The organism is Rhodococcus sp. KBS0724, from assembly GCF_005938745.2.
GTDB lineage: Bacteria > Actinomycetota > Actinomycetes > Mycobacteriales > Mycobacteriaceae > Rhodococcus_F.
Map to the genome: position 1 here is coordinate 516,678 of NZ_VCBX02000001.1, position 20,329 is coordinate 537,006.

Here is a 20,329-nt window from a genome sequence, read left to right on the forward strand (position 1 = left end):
GCTCCCGCGCCGGGAGCGGGCTTTCGAGCTTTCACTGGTTCATGAGTTCTTCCGCGAAACTGCGTAACGACGCGATCAGAGCCTGCGCCGACGGACTGGACGTCCTTGTCGCCGACGACGTGAGACCCACACTGTGGCCGATGGGGTCCAAGGTGATCGGGAGTGTGGTCAAGCGGGTGTCGTCGCGATGAATCAGACTCGGAAGAACTGCGATCATGTCGGTTTCCAGTAACAGCTGTCGCACAGTGAGGAATGACGTTGCCTCTACCCGGTTCTCGGGCAACGGGAGACCGTTCGTGGCGAAGAACTCCTCGAGTTCACGTCGGAGCACCGTCTCGACGCCGGGCAGGATCCAGGGGAACTCGCGAAGCTCGTCGAGGTGCACGTCATCGCGACTGGTCAGTGGATGATCCACTCGGGTAACAAGTTCAACCGACTCGGCATAGAGATTGCGCCTGACGGCTCGGTCGTCTGTCGGTGCTGTGAGTCGGCCAACGATGAGGTCGATACGTCCGGCCTCCAGATCGGTGAGTAACTGCTCCGGAGTGCCCTCTCGGACGATCACGGTCAGTAGCGGGTGCTGGACCTTCAGTCGCGCGATGGCCCCGGGCAGCAGAACGTTGGAGCCGGCGAGATGTGTTCCCACGATGACTGTTCCGCGATTGGCGTCGGCAAGCTCGACGACGTGCCGGCCCGCTTCGGTCAGCTGCGCGATCACTGCCCGGGCGTGGGTGGTGAAAGCCTCACCGAAAATTGTCGGGGTGATGCCGCGTGGGCCACGGTCGAAGAGCGAGACACCGAGAATGGACTCGATATCGTGCAGACTACGCGTTGCGACCGGCTGCGTGATGTGAAGTGCAGCAGCGGCACCGACCACACTGCCCTGACGGCTCAATGCGTCGACGAGCAGGAGATGGCGGAGTTTGAGTCGCCCGTCGAGGAGCTTGGGCATGTCCATGGAGCAATCCTAGACGGGATTTCTCCTGGTGGGTAGGCGCCCGAAGTTGCTCAGGAGAAGGTGATTCCGATCGGCTGGGCCGATGTGTACTTCTCCCACGTTTCGCTGCTGTCCGGACTTCCCGTGTGCGCAAACGTTGTCCAATGCCGGCGCACACGACGGCCAAGTGCGTCGATGCTCGGCCAGTCGCTGCTGCCCAGCATCGGCGAGCGATGCCATGACTGCTCGGTTCCCAGCACGAAGGGTAGTTCGATGCAGTGAGTGGCGCCGAAGACGTTGTCGGTCGGTGTCCAGTCGAAGCGATACGTGTACACCGACGCACCGGCTTCGGTGAACGCGTCGGCCAGCTCCATCGCCGGTTCGGCAAACATGTTCTGTGTCAGTGCTTTTTCGGCGACGCGTTCGGGATCGGGTGCTCCGGCAACGTCGCGCAGGAAAGCGGATCCCTCGTCGCGGGTGTATCCCACGATGACGTCCGGCGCTGCGCCAAAAGTCCGGGCCACCGGTGCCAACTCGGCGATCGGTGCAAAAGGCGGTTGAACGACGTTGGGAGACCGTCGGCTGAACTCGATTGCCGTGCCGCGGAATGCGTCGAGAATGTGGGGGAGCGGCGCGGTTCGCGGATCGCCGTCGAGCAGTCGGGCAAATGTCTTGCCGTTCTCGATTGCCGCAGCTTGCGTGAAGTTGAGGTCCGTGCGCGGGGTGCTCTGCAGAATTGCTCGATGAAACAGAGTTCGAGAGTTGTTACTGCTCAACAGGTTAACGATGGAATGAGCGCCGGCGGACTGGCCGAACACAGTGACGGAATCGCGGTTGCCGCCGAATGCCTCGATGTTCTCGCGTACCCACTCGAGCGCCGTGATCTGATCGTGGACCCCGAGGTTGCCTTCGGTGACGCCGTCGAGAAGGAGGTATCCGAGCACGCCGACGCGATAGTTGACCGACACCACGACGACGTCGCCTTCGGACGACAACGAACCGCCGTCGTACCAGGGTAGGGAGCCGCCGCCACTGGAGTATCCACCGCCGTGCAGCCACACCATGACGGGTCGGCTTCCGGTCAACGAGGGGGTGGTGATGGTGACGGTGAAGCTGTCTTCGCTCTGCTCCGGATCGGGGTGCGGTGGTCCCATGATCCGTTCGAGACGTGAAGGTGGTTGGGGGAACACCGTTCCGGGAGCTGTGGCGTCGAACACGTCGGAGAACGGTTCCACTGGCCGCGGTTTCTCGAATCGCGAGGCGCTGGCATAGGGAATCGCACCGAAGTAGTACGACCCGTCACGCTTTCGGCCGCGGACCTTCCCCGAAGTTGTGGATGCGATCACCGTCTCAGACTCGGGCAATGGGTTCCCTTCTCCGTGGGCCTGTCGGTTCGAGAGTGCATTGTCGAGCATGCCAGCTGAATGCCGCGGCACAAATGCCTTTGTGGTCGTGCGGTATGCATTACGGCGAGAGGGCCTGTACCAGTCGATCTTCGAGTCGCATCGTCACCCGGCTGTACGCGGCGTCGTCATCCAGTGCTCGGGACATCACGATCGCGCCTTGGATCCCGGCCACTGCTTCTTCGGCAAGTCCGGTGGAATCATCGGTGCCGGCAAGCGCGGTTGTCAGTCCGGCGATCCATTCGTCGAAGTAGGTTCGCACCCTGGCGCCGAAGCGGTTTCGTTCTTCGCCGAGTGCAAATGCGCCGAACAGGCAAATGCGTTCCCCTGACCGAAAATAGTCGGCCACAGTAGCGAACATGCTCGCGATGCGCTGCGCCGGTGGAACCGACTCTGCTCGAAGCGGTTCGAAGACCTCGGTGCGAAACCATCGGTCGACCTCGTCGAGTACTGCCTCTGCCATCTCTTCCTTCCCGCGCGGAAAGAAGTTGTAGAGGCTGCCTTTGCCCAAACCGGTGTGTTCGGCGATGATCGCCAGACTGGCTCCGTCGAACCCGTACGTTCGGAACACGCCCGCGAGGGCGGGGATCGTGTCGGAGCGTTCAGCTACCTGTCTCGCCATGTGATCATCCTTTCATCACAGGCCCAGCTCCCTCAGGCCCGGATGATCGTGCGGGCGTGGTCCGGTCGAGTCCCAGAAGAACTTTCGCTCCGATTCCGCGATGGGGACGTCGTTGATGCTGGCGTGACGATGGTGCATGAGGCCGTCGGCGTCGAACTCCCAGTTCTCGTTGCCGTAGGAGCGGAACCACTGCCCGCCCCGGTCGTGCCACTCGTACGCAAATCGAACCGCGATGCGGTTGTCGCCGTGAGCCCACAGTTCTTTGATCAGGCGGTAGTCCAGTTCACGGTTCCATTTCTCGGTCAGAAGTTCGACGATCTCGGATCGGCCGGTGACGAACGTCGACCGATTGCGCCACCAGCTCTCCGGTGTGTACGCCAGTGAAACCTTGTGGGGGTCGCGTGAGTTCCATCCGTCCTCGGCAAGGCGAACCTTCCAGGTTGCGGTTTCGTAGGTGAAGGGCGGAATGGGTGCTCGCACAGTCATGATGCGACCTCTCGATTCGGATGTGTACCTATCGGTACAAACTGTACTGATAGGTACAATCGAAGTCCAGAAACAATTTCGGCCGCCCCCACCGGAGTGGGAGCGGCCGAAAGAGCCGAAAAGGAAGAACTAGCGTGCGCGACGAGCCAGACGCTCGGAATCCGAGATCAGGACGCTCTTGCCTTCGAGGCGCAGCCATCCGCGATGAGCGAAATCGGCGAGCGCCTTGTTGACGGTCTCACGAGAAGCGCCGACCAGCTGGGCGATCTCTTCCTGCGTGAGGTCGTGAGTGACGCGCAGTGCGCCACCTTCCTGAGTGCCGAAGCGCTGCGCGAGTTGCAGCAGTGCCTTGGCGACACGGCCGGGGACGTCCGTGAAGATCAGGTCCGCGAGTGTGTTGTTGGTACGACGCAGGCGACGTGCGAGAACGCGGAGCAGCTGCTCGGCGATTTCGGGGCGCTGCTGGATCCAAGCCTTGAGAGCGTCGCGGTCCATGCTCACGGCACGAACCTCGGTGACGGTGGTGGCCGTCGAGGTGCGGGGACCGGGGTCGAAGATGGACAGTTCGCCGAACATGTCGGACGGACCCATGATCGTCAGCAGGTTCTCGCGACCGTCAGGTGAGCGTCGACCGATCTTCACCTTGCCGGACACGATGATGTACAGGCGGTCACCGGGTTCACCCTCGTTGAAGATGACATGTCCACGGGGGAAGTCGACGGGCTGCAGCTGCTTGGTCAGCGCCGCTACCGCTGAGGGCTCGACTCCTTGGAAGATGCCGGCTCTTGCCAGGACGTCGTCCACGTGCGCTCCTTGTTGGGATTTGTTCGTTTGTGGTGTCATTTTTTGCGCTATCTAACTTTGTACCCGGTTGTGCTTGGTTTGTACGCACGAACCGCCCACACGCAGGCGTTCGCTCGTGCGAGCGAGACGCTGCGTCCGACACAATCCGTGTTGAATACAACAGGTACGGCATCGAAGTCTACGTCCCACGCGCTCGGCACGAGTGATTGATGCCACGAAAGCGTCGAAATTATCCTGATGGCGAATAAAAGTGACTACCTTGTATGACTCGTCGATCGCCTAGCGGGTAGGCAGTTCGCCGCCGCCCGATTGCCGCGGAGCGCTGGCTGATCGACCCTTCCGGCGCAGGTGGAAGCGGGCAAACGCGTGCGGGAACCCATCGGTGGCCAGCGACGCGACGTCGTCGGGACCGGCCTGATCGAGGAACTCCGCCACTTCGTTCTCCCGAACGGAGAGTCGACGCAATCTCCGTTCGACCCGCTCCATGGCCAGCGCAAAAAGCATCAACAGCACTGGGAAGAGAATCACGGCGAGTCCTTGCATAGAGGAAAGTAAACACGGCCAATATCTCGGAATCGACACGACCAAATGTCATGTCGGGGCGTATCCGTACAGTTGTTTGAGTGCAGACCACCCCGACCGAGCGCTCAGCGACCCGCCGGTCTGGCGGCTCTCGCGGCGAGGAAACCCCGTTGGCGCTCGTCCGTCGCGCGCGCCGGATGAACCGGAAACTAGCCGTCGCCTTCCCCCACGTGTACTGCGAACTCGACTTCACGACGCCCCTCGAGTTGACGGTGGCGACCATCCTGTCGGCACAGTGCACTGACGTCCGCGTCAACATGGTCACCCCAGCTCTTTTTGCCCGTTATCCCGACGCCAAGGCCTACGCAGAAGCCGACCGGACCGAACTCGAGGAGTACATCCGGTCAACCGGCTTCTACCGGAACAAGGCCAACTCGTTGATCGGATTGGGTCAGGCACTGCTCGAGCGTTATGACGGCGAAGTGCCCAACAAACTTGCCGACCTCGTGACGTTGCCGGGAGTCGGTCGCAAGACAGCCAATGTGGTTCTGGGAAATGCGTTCGACGTCCCGGGAATCACCGTCGACACCCACTTCGGACGACTGGTTCGTCGGTGGAAGTGGACGGACGAAGAAGATGCCGTCAAGGTCGAACATGCCGTCGGGGCATTGATCGAACGTAAGGAATGGACCCTGCTGTCACATCGTGTGATTTTCCACGGACGACGCGTCTGTCATGCGCGTAAGCCGGCGTGCGGAGTGTGCGTGCTGGCCAAGGACTGCCCGTCGTACGGCCTTGGCCCCACCGACAAAGCGGAGGCTGCCGCGCTGGTGAAGGGTCCGGAGACGGAGCATCTGCTCGCTCTGGCCGGGTTGTGACCCACATGTCCAATGCTGCTCGGTGGTCCCTTGTCGTGCTTGCGGTTGTTGTTGCGCTCGCTGTTGCGATCTGGCCGCGCGGGGGAGAGGACACCCCGGTTTCGACTGGCGGTTCCTCGACGTCCGCTTACCAGCCGCCGACGTTCACGCCGTCGTCCGAATCGCTCGATCAGCTTCGCGGGCAAGCCGGACTGGCAGCGTGCCCGACGCCTACCGCCGAAGCTCCGGCCGGCGCCGCGCTCACCGGAATCACTCTCGACTGTGTTTCCGACGGAAGCTCTGTCGATCTTGCTGCCGCGCTGGGAGGTAAGCCCGCGTTGCTGAACCTGTGGGCCTACTGGTGCGCGCCATGCGCCGAAGAACTGCCGCATTTGCAGGAATTTGCGGATCGCGCGGGGGACAGTGTGACTGTGCTGACCGTGCATTCCGATCCGAACCAGGAAAATGCTTTGACCCGACTGATCGACTATTCCGTTCGCTTACCCGGCGTTCAGGACGGCTCGAGCAAGGTGCAGATAGCCGTCGGCGCGCCACCCGTGCTGCCGGTCTCGGTGCTCATTCGTCCCGACGGAACCGTCGCGAAAGTGTTGCCTCAACCGTTCCGCAGTGCGGATGAGATAGCTGCCGCCACGGCGCAGTATTTGGGAGTTGTCGTATGAGCTCATCGGTTCCCGAATGGTTACGTGCCGTATCCAGCACCCAGCCCACTGATCCACATCGGCTCAACCCGGTGCTCGACCGTCGTCCGCCACGCGGGACGGCAACCCGGCCCGCTGCGGTACTCGTTCTCTTCGGAGGATCCCGGGAAGCCGATCCTCTGTGCCTCGGTGGGATGCCGGACGACGCCGACGTACTGCTGACACAGCGGGCGTCGACCATGCGTCAGCACAGTGGGCAGGTCGCCTTTCCCGGCGGCGCCGCCGACGAAGGCGACGACGGTCCGATCGGCACAGCGCTGCGCGAGGCGCAGGAAGAAACAGGTCTCGACCCGAGCGGGGTACTCCCGCTGGCGACGCTGCCCGAGATATTCATTCCACCGTCCGGATTCGACGTGACTCCGGTGATCGCCTATTGGGAAAATCCGGTGACCGTGGGCATCCAGGATTCCGGCGAGGTCGGCCGCGTCGCACGGGTTCCGCTGCGCACTCTGCTCGACCCGGACAACCGCTTCCAGGTACGTCACCAGGCCGGGTACCAAGGCCCGGCGTTCACGGCCGACGGCATGCTCGTATGGGGTTTCACTGCCGGAATACTCGCGGGGCTCTTCGAGGTGTCCGGCTGGGAAATCCCCTGGGATCATCACGACGTGCGTGACCTGGACACAGCGCTCGCAGAACTGGGCGAAGACATCGAAGATTCGGCGGTTCCCCGATGACAGGTTCGCGGTGGGTCGATCTTGCGATCGTGGTGGTGGCGCTCATCGCCGCGACATCGGGATGGCGTCAGGGCGCGGTGGCGTCGGCGTTGGCCTTTGTCGGTGTGATTCTGGGTGCTGTTGCCGGAATTCTCCTGGCACCGCATGTCCTGGTGCACGTAACCGAGGGCAAGTTGCGCATCCTCGCCGGTATTTCACTGATCGTCGTTTTGGTGATCATCGGCGAAGTTGCCGGCATGGTTCTGGGCCGAGCCGCGCGTAGCGGTATGCATTCCCCGGCCGCGAGATCGGTGGACAGTGTGATCGGCGCAGGGCTTCAAGCCGTTGCCGTGGTGGTTGCCGCGTGGCTGCTGGCCATTCCGCTGACGTCGTCGTCTCAGCCCAACGTCGCAGCAGCAGTCCGCGGCTCGAACGTGCTGGCCGGTGTCGACGACCTCGCGCCGCAATGGTTGAGGCAGATTCCGGCGGAATTCTCGGCGCTGCTCGACACATCGGGATTGCCCGATGTCATCGGTCCGTTCGGCCGCACACCCATCACTGAAGTGGAAGCACCCGACGCGAGTGTCCTGGCGAGCCCGCTGGCCGCTCAGTTGCGTCCGAGTGTCCTGCGCATCAACGGCGTCGCGCCGAGCTGCCAGCGTGCACTCGAAGGTTCCGGGTTCATCGTCGCTCCTGAGCGTGTCATGACCAACGCGCACGTCGTGGCGGGTACCGAGAGCATCACCGTCGACACGATGCAGGGCGCACTCCCCGCTCAGGTTGTGCTCTTCGACTCCTCCGTCGACATCGCGATCCTCGCGGTGCCTGGACTCGAGGCGCCGGTTCTGCCGTTCGCAGCACAACCCGCTCAAACCGGGGACAACGCACTGGTGCTCGGATATCCGGGTGGTGGTCCGTACACGGCCAGCGCGGCTCGTGTCCGCGAAATCCTGAACCTCAACGGCCCGGACATCTACAAGGCCGGCACCACACAACGTGAGGTGTACACGGTTCGTGGATCGATTCGACAGGGGAATTCCGGTGGGCCCATGGTCAACGATCAGGGCGAGGTGCTCGGCGTCGTGTTCGGCGCTGCCATCGACGACAGCGACACCGGGTTCGTACTCACTGCCAATGAGGTCTCGCGCCAACTCGCCATGGCGGAAAGCGCGTCGACGCCCGTCTCCACCGGCGTCTGCATCCTCTGAGTAGCTAGTCGGCTGCCAGGAAGTCCCGGAGCGCGTCGTTGACGCGCTGTGGGGCTTCCCAGTGGGCGTAATGACCGACTCCGGGGACGGGGTGCAACTGTTCGCCAGGCGCCCAACGCCGACCGCGTCGGATTGTCCGAGTGAGAATGTACGGGTCGAGTTCGCCGTGTATCTGCAGGATCGGAATGTGCAGAGTCTGATCCATCAGACGCATGAACCGGCGTCCCTCGGTGCGGAGCTGACTTCGGAACGCCCACCGCTGGTACTCCAACGTCGAGTGCGCGACCCCCGGGATGCGAATCGCCGAGCGCAATTTCGATACAACGTCGTCGAACTCGGTCTGCTCGGGCCAGCCAGGACCCGAGCGCGAACGCACCAGACGCTCAACTTCGGCTCCGTTGTCGGCTGTCAGACGCCGTTCCGGGCGGAACGGAAGCTGATTCGCGAGGAACGACGGGAAGAGGGCCTTGCGCTGATAGCGGTCGCGGAGGACTGATTGTTTGAGCGCGTGCGGATGCGGCGACGACACCAGAGCGATCGACCGAACCAGACGTGGATGCAGGATCGCTGTTGCCCAGCACACCAGGCCGCCGTCGGCATGACCGATCAGCGTGGCCTTGCCGTATCCCATCGCCCGGATCAGCCCGGCCACATCGCCGGCCAACGTCCAACCGTCGTATCCGCGTGGCGGTTTGTCGGAGTCGCCGTAGCCACGCAGATCGATGGCAACTACTCGGAAGCCCTGGGTGGACAGTGCCGTCAGCTGATGACGCCACGACCACCAGAAGTCGGCAAAACCGTGCAGGAGAACAACCAACGGAGCATCCGGCTCAGCGTCGCCGACCTCGACGACGTGAAACCGGATGCCGTTGGCGTGAATGTCCCGGTGAATCCAGGGGCCGTCGAATCTGACGGTGGATGGATCTGGGGCTGACACAGCTGCTTCGTTACCTGCGCGCGTTGAAGTCGACCGACGGCTTTGTGTCGTCGTGGCTGCCGGGAATGACGCTCTTCGCGGCCTTGAGCGATTCGATCGTCTTCTCGGGAGCCCGCAACTTGCGAACCCGCAGATAACCGAGAAGCGCCAGTACCGCGGTGGTCAGCACCATGATCAGGAACACGATCAGGAACGCGGCCCAACGCTCGAGCCAGACGCTGAGCAGTTCCGCCAGGAAAAAGAAGAAGAAGAAAGAACTGAACAGCAGAACAGTGAAGGCCAGAATGAAGAAGACGCTGCCCTGCAGACCCTTCTTGACCTCACCGGTGACTTCGGCCTTGGCAAGCTCGACCTCGGCACGCACCAGTGTCGAAACCTGAGCCGTCGCATCCCTGACCAGCGCGCCGATCGAGGCCTCAGCCGGTGTCCGGGCGTCTACGTCGGTGAGAGGAATGGACGACACCGTGTTCGGCACCCCATCTCCGGTGAAGCGTTGGCTCTCTCCGTTGGTCACGCTCACTTGTCGACCTCTCCAGGTAGTTCTCTCGCGTCTGTGGCTCTGGCATCGGCCTCGGCTCGCGCCGCATGAACCCGTCCACGTCGCCACAGCAGCGCTGATCCGATCAGCGACGCTATCAACGATGTCACGAGAACTGCGGCCTTCGCTATTTCGGCCTCACTGCCATCGCCGACCCCGTCCAGTGCGAGGTCTGCTACAAGCAGGCTAACGGTGAACCCGATGCCACCGAGCACTGAGAGGGCAAACATGTCTCTGTGTTCGAGTGTCTTGGGTTTCGTGGCTATGCCCAATTTGATCGCGAGCAGGGAAATTCCGAAGATTCCCACAGTTTTGCCGACGAGGAGGCCGACAAAAACGGATTGCCCGACGGGATCGGTGAAGATGTCGCCGAGAACCTCGGCGTTGATGGGAACGCCGGACGCGAACAGTGCGAACACCGGAACGCAGAAGCCGGCGGAGTACGGCTGGATGCGATGTTCGAGTCGGCTGCCGGGGGCGTATTCCTCGTCCTTGTCGCGGACAACGCGAGTGAGTAGACCGAGTGCGACGCCGGCGAGGGTGGCATGGATACCGGCCTCGTGCATCGAATACCAAGTGAGCAAGGCAAGCGGCACATAGAGGAACGGCGTCGTGATGCGTTTGTGCTGGGCGTAGGCGTACACGGCCAGCGCCGCCGCGGCGGTGAGTAGCCACAACATCGCGATCGACGCGGTGAACAGCACCGCGATCAAGATGATGGCCAGAAGGTCGTCGACTACCGCAAGGCTGAGCAGGAACACGCGGGCACTGGCCGGAATCCGGGAACCGGTCAGGGCGAGGACGCCGAGGGCAAACGCGATGTCAGTGGCGACGGGGATCGCCCAGCCCTTGTCCATCCCCGGAGTGCCGAAGCCGATCGATGCCGCGATGAGCGCGGGAACGAGAACTCCGCCACATGCTGCGATGATCGGAAGCGCTGCGGCTTTGCGATCGGAGAGCTCGCCGACAACTAGCTCGCGTTTGAGTTCGAGCCCGGCCACGAAGAAGAAAATGGCCAGCAAACCGTCTTGCGCCCAGGTGCCGAGACTCAGGTTCAGATGCAGTGACGACGGTCCGATCTGGAAGTCGCGCAGCGCGAGGTAACTGTCGCCGAGCGGTGAATTCACCCAGATCAGAGCAATGGCGGCGGCGATCAGCAGGATCGAGCCGCCGACGGTTTCGGTGCGGAGGTATCGGGACAGTTCGGAACGCAGTGTGGAGATCACGCGGGTGCAACGCCTTTGTTCGGTTGGCAGACATGTGGACGCGACGAATCACGTGCCGACCAGACTTCCCGGCTCACCTTTACGGAATTTTATCGCGGATTCGGTCCAAAACCCGAATTTGCGCGGGAAAACGCGCAGGGTGTTCAATTCCTACTGACTGAGATTCATCCCACCAATTGGGCAATGTTCGTATAGCTGCAGGAGCACCACGCGTGAGCACGTCACTGAGTAAGAACCCGCCGACGCCAGCCGGCGGTGAAACTGTCGGCGGCGTACCTCGCCGCCGGATCGTTGTCGCGAGCATGATCGGCACGTCGATCGAGTTCTACGACTTCTACATTTACGCAACAGCAGCGGTGTCGGTCTTCCCGCTTCTGTTCTTCCCCAAAGGCAACGACACCACCGCGCTCCTCGCGTCGCTGGCGACATTCGGTCTGGCTTTCGTGGCGCGTCCGCTCGGCTCGATCCTGTTCGGTCACTTCGGCGACCGGGTGGGCCGCAAGGCGACACTCGTCGGCTCGCTCCTCACGATGGGCGTCGCAACCTTCCTCATCGGCCTGCTGCCGACTTATTCTCAAGTCGGTTTGCTCGCCCCAGCACTACTTGCCCTGATGCGCTTCTGTCAGGGGCTCGGCCTCGGCGGTGAATGGTCCGGAGCAGCACTGCTTGCCACCGAAACCGCGAAGGAAGGCAAACGCGCCTGGGCGGCCATGTGGCCACAGTTGGGCGCACCCATCGGCTTCTTCCTTGCCAACGGACTCTTCCTGACCATCTCGTTGATGATGGACCACGACAGCGCGAACCCGGACCTCGACGGAGCATTCCTCTCGTGGGGCTGGCGAATTCCGTTCCTGCTCAGCGCAATCATGGTGATGATCGGCCTGTACGTGCGTCTGCGGCTCGAGGAAACGCCGGTGTTCGCCCGCGCAGTCGAGCGCGGCGAGAAGGTCAAGACACCCCTCGCCGAGGTATTCAAGACAAGCTGGCGTCAGCTGATCATCGGCACGTTCGTCATGCTCGCCACCTACACGCTGTTCTACCTCATGACCACGTGGGTCCTGAGTTACGGAATCGGCAAAACCGCAGCGGAAGGTGGCACGGGAGCGGGCTTCAAGTACACGGATTTCCTTGTCCTGCAGCTCATCGCGGTTGTGTTCTTCGCAGCTGCCGTCCCGGTCTCCGGGTGGCTGGCCGACCGCTACGGTCGACGGATCACGCTGCTCGTCATCACCGGAACCATGATGCTGTTCGGCCTCACGTTCGGACTCTTCCTGCACACCGACGGGATGAGTGACGGCCGCATGCTGGCCTTCCTCGTTGTGGGCATGATCCTCATGGGTCTGACCTTCGGACCGATGAGTGCTGTTCTCCCGGAACTGTTCCCGACCAACGTCCGATACACCGGTTCCGGTATCGCCTACAACACCGCAAGCATCCTCGGTGCGGCAGTAGCGCCGTTCATCGCGGTCTACCTGGTCGACCACTACGGCGTCGGCTGGGTCGGGATCTACCTACTCGTCGCGTCGGCTCTGACGTTTGTCGCACTGCTCGTCATGCGGGAGACGAAGGACGAATCGCTCGATGATGTAGGGGCGTAACCCTGCTGTGCGCCTTTATTAACCGCGGGCGGTTAATAAAGGCGCACAGCAGTTTTCAGAACTGGGCCGGCAAGACGTGTTTGCCCGTTTTGTCGGTGCTCAGCGCTAGCGAACTGATGTATTGCTTCTCGCCGTTCGGGCCGGGAATGTTCGACGCAAGCATGTCGGGACGCTCGAACTCGATTCCGCTGACACAGCACATCAGCGTTTCACCCGACGGGTTTCCGTACTCGTCGAACATCGGCAGGTCGATACCGTCGTCGGTGCGTCGTAGGTAGTACTTGCCCTTGGTGGCGATGGCCAGGATCGGGGGCATCACGAGTGCGATCGCGATGGCGACGATCGGTGAGAACGGCTTGATTGCCGAACCGAATGCGCCGAAGAACACCAGGATCGAGATGCCGGCAGCGAGCAGCATCGACACGAAGCCGACCGGATTGACGTCGTAGAGCATTCCGCGTCGGAACTCGGGCACCTTCGGGGAGAGCTTCAACCAGTACTTGTTGATTGCGATGTCGGACGCGACCACTACGACCCAGGCGATGCCGCAATTGGCGTAGAAGCCGAGGATGGTGTTGAGGAATTCGAACATGTTGGCTTCCATCAAGATCAGTGCGATCGCCAGGTTCACCAGAACGAAGATCATGCGTCCCGGGTAGGTCTTGGTGACGCGGGTGAACGAGTTGGTCCAGGCCAGCGAGCCGGAATACGCGTTGGTGACGTTGATTTTGATCTGGCTGATGACCACGAGGATCACGGCCAGTGTCATGGCCAGCCAGTGCGGCATCATGTCCTGGTAGATCTCGAGGAACTGGTGCACAGGCTGGTTGGCGATCGAAGAACCGTCGACGACGTTCGCGATGATGTATACGGCCAGGAACAGTCCGACGATCTGTTTGAACGCGCCGAAGACGACCCAGCCTGGTCCGGCGAGAATCACTGCGGCCCACCAGCGGCGAGTGTTCTCGGGGGTCTTGGGCGGCATGAACCGTAGGTAGTCGATCTGCTCGGCGATCTGAGCGATCAGGGACAGACAAACACCAGCGGCCAGCATCACGGATCCGAAATTGATGCCCTTGCCGTTCGCTCCGTCCTCGCCGCCGAACGCGAAGAACGCGCTCACCGAATCGGGGTGCTTGAACAGCAGATACAGGAACGGCAGCACCATCATGACCAGCCACAACGGTGTGGTCCACACCTGAAGCTTTGCGAGAGCTTTCATTCCGTAGATCACCAGTGGGATGACCATCAGAGTGGAGACGGCGTACCCGATCGAGAGTGGAATCCCGAGCCCCAGTTTCAAACCCTGGGCCATGATCGAACCCTCGAGTGCAAAGAAGATGAACGTGAACGTCGCAAAGATGACGTTGGTGACCACCGAGCCGTAGTAGCCGAAACCGCTTCCGCGCGTGATCAAGTCGAGGTCGATATTGTATCGCGCGGCGTAGTAGGCGAGTGGAAATCCGGTGGCCATGATGACAACGGCAAATACCGCAATTCCCCAGAGTGCGTTACCGGTGCCGTACGAGATGCCGATGTTGGCACCGATCGAGAAGTCCGCGAGGTACGCGATTCCGCCGAGTGCGGACGTCGCAACAACGCCGGTTCCCCATTTGCGGTAGCTGCGTGGAGCAAATCGGAGGGTGTAGTCCTCCAATGTTTCCTTCAGTGCTGTGTTCTCGCCGGCTCGAGTCGTATTCGGTGCTACGCCGGACGGTCGCTCGTTGATTGCTGTCATGACATCACTCCCCCTTGTGTGTGCTGCAGGCACTCAACTTAGGGAGCTGTCATTACGTGGGCATGATTGAAATGTGTCGCCCATGTTGCGGAGGGGGCTTCGCCTTGTGCGCCTTTGTCAACCGCGGGCGGTTGACAAAGGCGCACAAGGCTGCAGGGCTCTACTTACCGCGAATTGCGTCGAATACCTTGGGGTCGACCAGGGTTGAGGTGTCTCCGAGGTCGCGGCCTTCGGCTACGTCGCGTAGGAGGCGGCGCATGATCTTGCCGGATCGGGTTTTCGGGAGTTCCGGCACGATGGTGATCTGGCGGGGCTTGGCGATCGGGCTGATGTCGGTGGAGACCTGAGCCTTCAACTCTGCGATGAGGACCTCGCCCGTGTTTTCGACGCCTTCACGCAGGATGACGAACGCGACGATGCCCTGTCCGGTGGTTTCGTCGGCGGCGCCGACGACGGCGGCTTCAGCGACGCCGTGGTGGTTGACCAGTGCCGATTCCACTTCGGAGGTGGAGATGCGGTGGCCGGAGACGTTCATGACGTCGTCGACGCGGCCGAGGACCCACAGGGCGCCGTCCTCGTCGTACTTGGCGCCGTCACCGGCGAAGTACCAGCCTTCTTCGGCGTAGCGGGACCAGTAGGTGTCGCGGTAACGGTCCATGTCGCCCCAGATGCCGCGGAGCATCGCCGGCCACGGCTCGTCGAGGACGAGGTAGCCGTTGCCTCCGGGGCCGAGGGGCTTGGCGTCGTCGTCGACGATCTTGGCTGAGATGCCGGGGAGCGGCGCCATGGCGGATCCGGGCTTGGTGGCGGTGATACCGGGCAGCGGGGAGATCATGATCGCGCCGGTCTCGGTCTGCCACCAGGTGTCGACGATGGGCGCTTTGTTGCCGCCGATGACCTCACGGAACCAGCGCCACGCTTCGGGGTTGATGGGCTCGCCGACGGAGCCGAGGAGGCGGATGGACGACAGGTCGTGGGCGTCGGGGATCTCGCGGCCCCACTTCATGAAGGTGCGCACGAGGGTGGGTGCGGTGTAGTAGATGGAGACGCCGTACTTCTCGATGATGTTGAAGTGGCGGTGCTCGTCGGGGGAGTTGGGGGTGCCTTCGTAGACGACCTGGGTGACGCCGTTGGAGAGGGGGCCGTAGACGATGTAGGAGTGTCCGGTGACCCAGCCGATGTCTGCGGTGCACCAGTAAACGTCTTGTCCGGCTTTGTGATCGAAGACGTTGTGGTGGGTGTAGGAGGCTTGGGTGAGGTATCCGCCGGAGGTGTGGATGATGCCCTTGGGCTTTCCGGTGGTGCCCGAGGTGTAGAGGATGAACAGGGGATGTTCGGCGTCGAACGGTTGCGCTTCGTGCTCGGGCGATGCCTGTGCGACGGTCTCGTGCCACCACAGGTCGCGGCCGGGCGTCCACTCGACGTCGATGCCGGTTCGGTTGACCACCAACACGTTCTGTACCGAGTCGGCGCCGGCGACGGATTCGTCGACCGCGCTCTTGATGGGTGCTGCGGCGCCGCGTCGCCACTGACCGTCCACGGTGACAACGAGTTTGGCTTGTGCGTCGTCGATGCGTGAGCGCAGGGCGGTGGCGGAGAATCCGGCGAAGACGACCGAGTGGGTTAGTCCGAGGCGGGCGCAGGCGAGCATGGTGACGATCGCTTCGGGGATCATCGGCATGTAGATGGCGACGCGGTCACCGGCGACGAGGCCGAGGTCGGTGAAAGTGTTTGCGGCGCGGCTGACTTCGGCGAGGAGGTCGTTGTAGGTGAGGTCGCGACTGTCGCCGGGTTCGCCTTCGAAGTGGATGGCGACGCGGTCACCGTTGCCGGCGAGGACGTGGCGGTCGACGCAGTTGTAGGCGACGTTGAGTTTTCCGCCGACGAACCACTTGGCGACAGGGGCGTCGGTCCAGTCGAGGACGTCTGTCCATTTCTCGTGCCAGTGAAGGCGCTCAGCCTGATTCGCCCAAAAAGCAAGGCGGTCGGTATCTGCGGCAGCCTGCAACTCCGGTCCAGCGTTGGCGGCCGCAGCGAACTCTGCGCTCGGCGGATATGCCTGGGGGACGTCTGTTTCGGCTGCGCTTGTCATGGCTGACGGCCTTCTTTCCACTTTGATCGACACTTTTCTGACTCCGTGTGAGGGTAGTCACAAGCTCGCGCAAACGCACCGTTGCATCACGTTGCAACGCGTTGTCCTGCGACGATCGGTCGAATTGCTGCGACGGGTGGTCGCTTCCGCCGACGAATGAGTGTGTCCGAATTCAATTACCCCCAAATTTCCAACAATGGGGGCGGTGCGCGCTTCGCGTTCGATGTGTCTATTGTCAAACCATTATTCGACCACAACTCGAAGTTACGTTCACTTTCAGTTGTTGGCGACACGACGCCGGCAGTTACGGCTGTCGGCAGGCCACGAGGATGCTCGGGGTCTATTAGATGTGGAAGGAATTCCTTTGCGTATCTCACGCATAGCGACCGGCGCGGTCGCGCTCGGAATGACGGCAGTGCTGATCACGGCATGTTCGTCCGGCGATTCGTCGGGCGGATCGTCCAGCGGCGTCGTCAACGCCTGGGCGGGCGAGCCCCAGAACCCGCTCATCCCCACGAACACGAGTGAGAACCAGGGCGGTCGGGTTCTCGACTCCCTGTTCGCCGGTCTCGTTTCGTACACCGCCGCCGGCGGCACGGAGAACGAGGTTGCCGAGTCCATCGAGAGCACCGACGGTCAGAACTTCACCGTCAAGCTCAAGGACGGTTGGACCTTCACGGACGGCACCCCCGTCACTGCGAAGTCGTTCGTCGACGCGTGGAACTTCGGCGCCCTCTCCACCAATGCTCAGCTTCAGGCTTCGTTCTTCGATCCGATCCAGGGCTACGACGAAGTTGCCGCCGAGGTTCCGACGGCACAGACGATGTCGGGTCTGAAGGTCGTGGACGATTCCACCTTCACCATCGAACTCAAGCAACCCGAGTCGGCGTTCCCCGATCGCCTCGGCTTCACGGCGTACTACCCGCTGCCTGAGGTCGCGTTCACGGACATGACCGCGTTCGGTGAGAATCCGATCGGCAACGGTCCGTACAAGCTCGACGGAACCGGCGCGTGGCAGCACAACGTCCGCATCGACACGGTCGTGAACCCGGACTACAACGGCAACCGCAATCCGAAGAACGCCGGCGTCGACTTCATCATGTACAACAACCTCGACACGGCGTACACCGACCTTCTGGCCAACAACGTCGACGTTCTGGACCAGGTTCCGCCGAGTGCCGTCACGACCTTCGAGACGGACCTGGCCGGACGCACGGTCAACCAGCCGTCGGCGACCATCGAGACGTTCACGATCCCGGCTCGTCTGCCGCACTTCAGCGGCGAAGAGGGCATGCTCCGTCGTCAGGCGATCTCGATGGCGATCAACCGCGATCAGATCACGCAGCAGATCTACAACAAGACCAGGACGCCTGCGCTCGACTTCACCAGTCCCGCAATCGAGGGCTGGAACGACTCGCTGACCGGTAACGGCAACGTGAAGTTCGATCCCGAGGCAGCTAAGGCTGCTTGGGCCAAGGCCGACGCCATCGCACCGTGGTCCGGCAGCTTCGAGATCGCCTACAACTCCGATGGTGGACACCAGGAATGGGTCGACGCCGCGTCGAACAGCATCCGCAACACCCTCGGCATCGACGCGAAGGGCAAGCAGTACGCCACTTTCGCTCAGATCCGCACCGAAGCCACCAACCGCACCATTCAGAGTGCATTCCGCTCCGGCTGGCAGGGTGACTACCCGCAGCAGTACGGCTTCCTGGCACAGAACTACCAGACCGGTGGCAGCTCCAACGACGGTGATTACTCCAACCCCGAGTTCGACCGCCTCCTGCGCGAATCGGCCGGCCAGACCGATCAGGCCAAGGCTCAGGATCTGCTCGACCAGGCTCAGGAAGTCCTGCTCAAGGACCTGCCTGCAGTTCCGACGTGGTACCGCAACGCAGCCAGTGGATGGTCGGAGAACGTCTCCAACGTGACCATCAGCTGGAATGGCATTCCGGTCTACGAAGACATCGAAAAGAACTGACGCGTAGAACGATCCGCATCTGAAACGTGAGTTCGGGGCGGCAGGCGCCCTGCCTGCCGCCCCGAACTCGTGTTCACACCGGACTGTCCGCTGACGTACACGATCATCGACAAGGAGGTGATCCGATGCTCTGGTACATCGGTCGCCGAGTGCTTCAAATGATCCCGGTTTTTCTCGGGGCCACTCTTTTGATCTACGCCATGGTCTTCCTGCTTCCCGGTGATCCGATTGCCGCGTTGGCGGGCGACAAGGCGCTCAGTCCGGCTGTTGCGCAGCAGCTTCGGGAGCGCTACCACCTCGATCTCCCCTTCTATCAGCAGTACCTGCTGTACCTGAAGGGCATCTTCACGCTGGACTTCGGCACGTCGTTCTCCGGACGGCCCGTCAGTGAAGTTCTGGCACAGGCATTTCCGATCACGATGAAACTTGCCTTCATGGCACTGATCGTCGAGACCGTCTTCGGTGTCGGCTTCGGCCTCATCGCCGGCCTGCGTAAGGGCGGATTCTTCGACAGCACCGTCCTGCTGTTCAGCCTCGTTCTCATCGCCATCCCGATCTTCGTGATCGGCTTCCTGGCCCAGTTCTTCATCGGCGTCAAATGGGGCATCGTCCCGCCGACGGTCGGTGGCAACACCAGCTTCAAGAATCTCCTGCTCCCCGCCCTGGTTCTGGGTTCGGTCTCGTTCGCTTACGTACTGCGACTGACCCGAACGTCCGTGGCGGAGAACCTGAGTGCCGACTACGTGCGCACCGCCACCGCCAAGGGACTTTCCCGCGGACGAGTGGTTCGCGTGCACGTGTTGCGCAACTCGCTGATCCCCGTGGTCACGTTCCTGGGTGCCGACCTCGCAACGTTGATGGGCGGCGCCATCGTCACCGAGGGCATCTTCAACATCAACGGCGTCGGCGGCACGATCTACCAGGCGGTGACCAGAGGTGAAGCGCCGACGGTGGTTTCATTCGTCACCATTCTCATCGTGGTCTACCTGATCGCAAATCTGCTCGTCGACCTCTTGTACGCCGCGCTCGATCCGAGGATCCGCTATGTCTGAGACCGTGAAGACCGGACGCGCCGTCCGGCAAAGTCATTTCGTGGCACCGCCCGAAGTTGCGGCACCGGGGGAGACGGACGCCGTCAAACTCGATCAGGCGCCGACGAGTATGTGGACCGACGCGTGGCGCGATCTGCGCAAGCGTCCCCTGTTCATCATCTCGACGATCATCATCCTCGCGGTCATCGTCATCGCAGCGTTTCCGGGCTTGTTCACGAACACCGATCCGCGGTTCTGCGACCTCACCTACAGCATGCAGGGACCGACCTCCGGCCACTGGTTCGGTTTCGACCGCCAGGGCTGTGACGTGTACTCGCGCACCATCTACGGTGCTCGCGCATCCGTACTCGTGGGCGTCGGCGTCACTGCGTCGGTGCTGGTGATCGGAGTGATCTTCGGCGCGCTGTCCGGGTTCTACGGCGGTTGGACCGATTCGATTCTCTCCCGCGTCGCCGACATCTTCTTCGGGATCCCGCTGATCCTCGCTGCCATCGTCCTGATGCAGCTGTTCACCGATCGCACCATCTGGACCGTCGTCGGCGTCCTGGCGCTCTTCGGTTGGCCGCAGATGGCAAGAATTGCTCGAGGCGCGGTGATCTCGGCGAAGAACAACGACTATGTCATGGCTTCGGAAGCGTTGGGTGTCTCGAAGCTCAAGACACTGATCCGGCACGTCATCCCGAACTCGTTGGCGCCCATCATCGTGGTGGCCACCATCTCGCTCGGCACGTACATCGTTGCCGAGGCGACGCTGTCCTTCCTCGGTATCGGGCTTCCGTCCACCGAGGTTTCGTGGGGCGGCGACATCAGCAACGCTCAGGTGACGCTGCGTCAGGGTTCGACCATTCTGTTCTACCCGGCAACGGCTTTGGCGATCACCGTTCTCGGATTCATCATGATGGGTGACGCTCTGCGCGACGCCCTCGATCCCAAGTCGCGGAAGCGGTGAGCAC

The 20,329-nt window shown here is 62.2% G+C and carries 19 protein-coding genes; 8 read left to right on the forward strand and 11 right to left on the reverse strand.

Annotated elements, in window-relative coordinates; genetic code table 11:
• Nucleotides 1-31: 31 nt before the first annotated feature.
• The 6 genes from FFI94_RS02385 to FFI94_RS02410 all read right to left on the reverse strand — a co-directional run bounded on the left by FFI94_RS02385 (nucleotide 32) and on the right by FFI94_RS02410 (nucleotide 4,795).
• Nucleotides 32-958 (reverse strand): LysR substrate-binding domain-containing protein, encoded by a 927-nt coding sequence (locus FFI94_RS02385; RefSeq protein ID WP_138871581.1) that lies wholly within the window; start codon nucleotides 956-958, stop codon nucleotides 32-34.
• Between the two features lie 50 nt (nucleotides 959-1,008).
• On the reverse strand, nucleotides 1,009-2,283 hold the full coding sequence (locus tag FFI94_RS02390; RefSeq protein ID WP_260683814.1) for a carboxylesterase family protein: 1,275 nt from the start codon (nucleotides 2,281-2,283) through the stop codon (nucleotides 1,009-1,011).
• Between the two features lie 118 nt (nucleotides 2,284-2,401).
• The gene (locus tag FFI94_RS02395; RefSeq protein WP_138871583.1) at nucleotides 2,402-2,962 is read right to left on the reverse strand and encodes a TetR/AcrR family transcriptional regulator; all 561 of its coding nucleotides are present in this window, start codon (nucleotides 2,960-2,962) and stop codon (nucleotides 2,402-2,404) included.
• 15 nt (nucleotides 2,963-2,977) lie between these two features.
• Entirely contained in the window at nucleotides 2,978-3,448 is a 471-nt protein-coding gene (locus tag FFI94_RS02400) for a nuclear transport factor 2 family protein (protein ID WP_138871584.1), read from the reverse strand.
• A gap of 129 nt (nucleotides 3,449-3,577) precedes the next feature.
• Nucleotides 3,578-4,252 carry a Crp/Fnr family transcriptional regulator gene (locus tag FFI94_RS02405; RefSeq protein WP_003943506.1) on the reverse strand — a complete coding sequence of 225 codons (675 nt, stop codon included), beginning with the start codon at nucleotides 4,250-4,252 and terminating at the stop codon, nucleotides 3,578-3,580.
• Nucleotides 4,253-4,531: 279 nt separating this feature from the next.
• Nucleotides 4,532-4,795, reverse strand: a complete 264-nt coding sequence (locus FFI94_RS02410) for a hypothetical protein (protein ID WP_138871585.1) — start codon at nucleotides 4,793-4,795, stop codon at nucleotides 4,532-4,534.
• Between the two features lie 80 nt (nucleotides 4,796-4,875).
• Between FFI94_RS02410 and nth the strand changes: the two genes are divergently transcribed.
• Genes nth through marP form a run of 4 tightly spaced genes read left to right on the forward strand, consistent with a single transcriptional unit; the run spans nucleotide 4,876 to nucleotide 8,214 of the window.
• A complete protein-coding gene (gene nth / locus FFI94_RS02415; protein ID WP_138871586.1) occupies nucleotides 4,876-5,652 on the forward strand; it encodes an endonuclease III in 777 nt (258 codons plus the stop codon).
• Between the two features lie 5 nt (nucleotides 5,653-5,657).
• Entirely contained in the window at nucleotides 5,658-6,311 is a 654-nt protein-coding gene (locus FFI94_RS02420) for a TlpA disulfide reductase family protein (RefSeq protein WP_138871587.1), read from the forward strand.
• Entirely contained in the window at nucleotides 6,308-7,027 is a 720-nt protein-coding gene (locus FFI94_RS02425) for a CoA pyrophosphatase (protein ID WP_138871588.1), read from the forward strand. Before FFI94_RS02420 ends, FFI94_RS02425 begins: the two co-directional genes overlap by 4 nt.
• Nucleotides 7,024-8,214 (forward strand): acid resistance serine protease MarP, encoded by a 1,191-nt coding sequence (gene marP / locus FFI94_RS02430; protein WP_138871589.1) that lies wholly within the window; start codon nucleotides 7,024-7,026, stop codon nucleotides 8,212-8,214. Before FFI94_RS02425 ends, marP begins: the two co-directional genes overlap by 4 nt.
• Before the next feature lie 4 nt (nucleotides 8,215-8,218).
• On the opposite strand, the gene FFI94_RS02435 is transcribed toward marP, so the two are convergent.
• The 3 genes from FFI94_RS02435 to nhaA are packed head-to-tail and all read right to left on the reverse strand — an operon-like array spanning nucleotide 8,219 to nucleotide 10,915.
• A complete protein-coding gene (locus FFI94_RS02435) occupies nucleotides 8,219-9,151 on the reverse strand; it encodes an alpha/beta fold hydrolase (RefSeq protein WP_138871590.1) in 933 nt (310 codons plus the stop codon).
• A gap of 10 nt (nucleotides 9,152-9,161) precedes the next feature.
• A complete protein-coding gene (locus FFI94_RS02440) occupies nucleotides 9,162-9,671 on the reverse strand; it encodes a phage holin family protein (protein WP_138871591.1) in 510 nt (169 codons plus the stop codon).
• Nucleotides 9,668-10,915: a Na+/H+ antiporter NhaA gene (gene nhaA, locus FFI94_RS02445; RefSeq protein WP_138871592.1), complete on the reverse strand. Its 1,248-nt coding sequence runs from the start codon at nucleotides 10,913-10,915 to the stop codon at nucleotides 9,668-9,670. Before nhaA ends, FFI94_RS02440 begins: the two co-directional genes overlap by 4 nt.
• Before the next feature lie 212 nt (nucleotides 10,916-11,127).
• Here nhaA and FFI94_RS02450 point away from each other — a divergent pair, with 212 nt between their 5' ends.
• Nucleotides 11,128-12,513, forward strand: a complete 1,386-nt coding sequence (locus tag FFI94_RS02450; protein ID WP_138871593.1) for an MFS transporter — start codon at nucleotides 11,128-11,130, stop codon at nucleotides 12,511-12,513.
• 55 nt (nucleotides 12,514-12,568) lie between these two features.
• Here FFI94_RS02450 and FFI94_RS02455 read toward each other — a convergent pair whose 3' ends face one another.
• Together FFI94_RS02455 and acs are read right to left on the reverse strand one after the other, a co-directional pair.
• Nucleotides 12,569-14,251 carry a cytosine permease gene (locus FFI94_RS02455; RefSeq protein ID WP_138871594.1) on the reverse strand — a complete coding sequence of 561 codons (1,683 nt, stop codon included), beginning with the start codon at nucleotides 14,249-14,251 and terminating at the stop codon, nucleotides 12,569-12,571.
• A 160-nt stretch (nucleotides 14,252-14,411) separates the two neighbouring features.
• A complete protein-coding gene (gene acs, locus FFI94_RS02460; protein WP_138871595.1) occupies nucleotides 14,412-16,343 on the reverse strand; it encodes an acetate--CoA ligase in 1,932 nt (643 codons plus the stop codon).
• A 364-nt stretch (nucleotides 16,344-16,707) separates the two neighbouring features.
• On the opposite strand from acs, the gene FFI94_RS02465 reads away from it, so the two are divergent.
• The 3 genes from FFI94_RS02465 to FFI94_RS02475 all read left to right on the forward strand — a co-directional run bounded on the left by FFI94_RS02465 (nucleotide 16,708) and on the right by FFI94_RS02475 (nucleotide 20,325).
• Nucleotides 16,708-18,324: an ABC transporter substrate-binding protein gene (locus FFI94_RS02465; protein WP_138871596.1), complete on the forward strand. Its 1,617-nt coding sequence runs from the start codon at nucleotides 16,708-16,710 to the stop codon at nucleotides 18,322-18,324.
• A 125-nt stretch (nucleotides 18,325-18,449) separates the two neighbouring features.
• Entirely contained in the window at nucleotides 18,450-19,376 is a 927-nt protein-coding gene (locus tag FFI94_RS02470) for an ABC transporter permease (RefSeq protein ID WP_138871597.1), read from the forward strand.
• Nucleotides 19,369-20,325, forward strand: coding sequence for an ABC transporter permease (locus FFI94_RS02475; protein ID WP_138871598.1), 957 nt, complete (start codon nucleotides 19,369-19,371; stop codon nucleotides 20,323-20,325). The genes FFI94_RS02470 and FFI94_RS02475 overlap by 8 nt, the downstream gene beginning before the upstream one ends.
• The last annotated feature ends 4 nt before the right edge of the window (nucleotides 20,326-20,329 follow it).

What these genes read in the sequence shown, in the direction of transcription:
- FFI94_RS02420 (WP_138871587.1), top strand. Translation starts at nt 5,658, where the DNA reads ATGTCCAATGCTGCTCGGTGGTCCCTTGTCGTGCTTGCGGTTGTTGTT.
- FFI94_RS02395 (WP_138871583.1), bottom strand. Translation starts at nt 2,962, where the DNA reads ATGGCGAGACAGGTAGCTGAACGCTCCGACACGATCCCCGCCCTCGCG.
- FFI94_RS02425 (WP_138871588.1), top strand. Translation starts at nt 6,308, where the DNA reads ATGAGCTCATCGGTTCCCGAATGGTTACGTGCCGTATCCAGCACCCAG.
- acs (WP_138871595.1), bottom strand. Translation starts at nt 16,343, where the DNA reads ATGACAAGCGCAGCCGAAACAGACGTCCCCCAGGCATATCCGCCGAGC.
- FFI94_RS02410 (WP_138871585.1), bottom strand. Translation starts at nt 4,795, where the DNA reads ATGCAAGGACTCGCCGTGATTCTCTTCCCAGTGCTGTTGATGCTTTTT.
- FFI94_RS02385 (WP_138871581.1), bottom strand. Translation starts at nt 958, where the DNA reads ATGGACATGCCCAAGCTCCTCGACGGGCGACTCAAACTCCGCCATCTC.
- FFI94_RS02455 (WP_138871594.1), bottom strand. Translation starts at nt 14,251, where the DNA reads ATGACAGCAATCAACGAGCGACCGTCCGGCGTAGCACCGAATACGACT.
- FFI94_RS02470 (WP_138871597.1), top strand. Translation starts at nt 18,450, where the DNA reads ATGCTCTGGTACATCGGTCGCCGAGTGCTTCAAATGATCCCGGTTTTT.
- marP (WP_138871589.1), top strand. Translation starts at nt 7,024, where the DNA reads ATGACAGGTTCGCGGTGGGTCGATCTTGCGATCGTGGTGGTGGCGCTC.
- FFI94_RS02475 (WP_138871598.1), top strand. Translation starts at nt 19,369, where the DNA reads ATGTCTGAGACCGTGAAGACCGGACGCGCCGTCCGGCAAAGTCATTTC.
- FFI94_RS02400 (WP_138871584.1), bottom strand. Translation starts at nt 3,448, where the DNA reads ATGACTGTGCGAGCACCCATTCCGCCCTTCACCTACGAAACCGCAACC.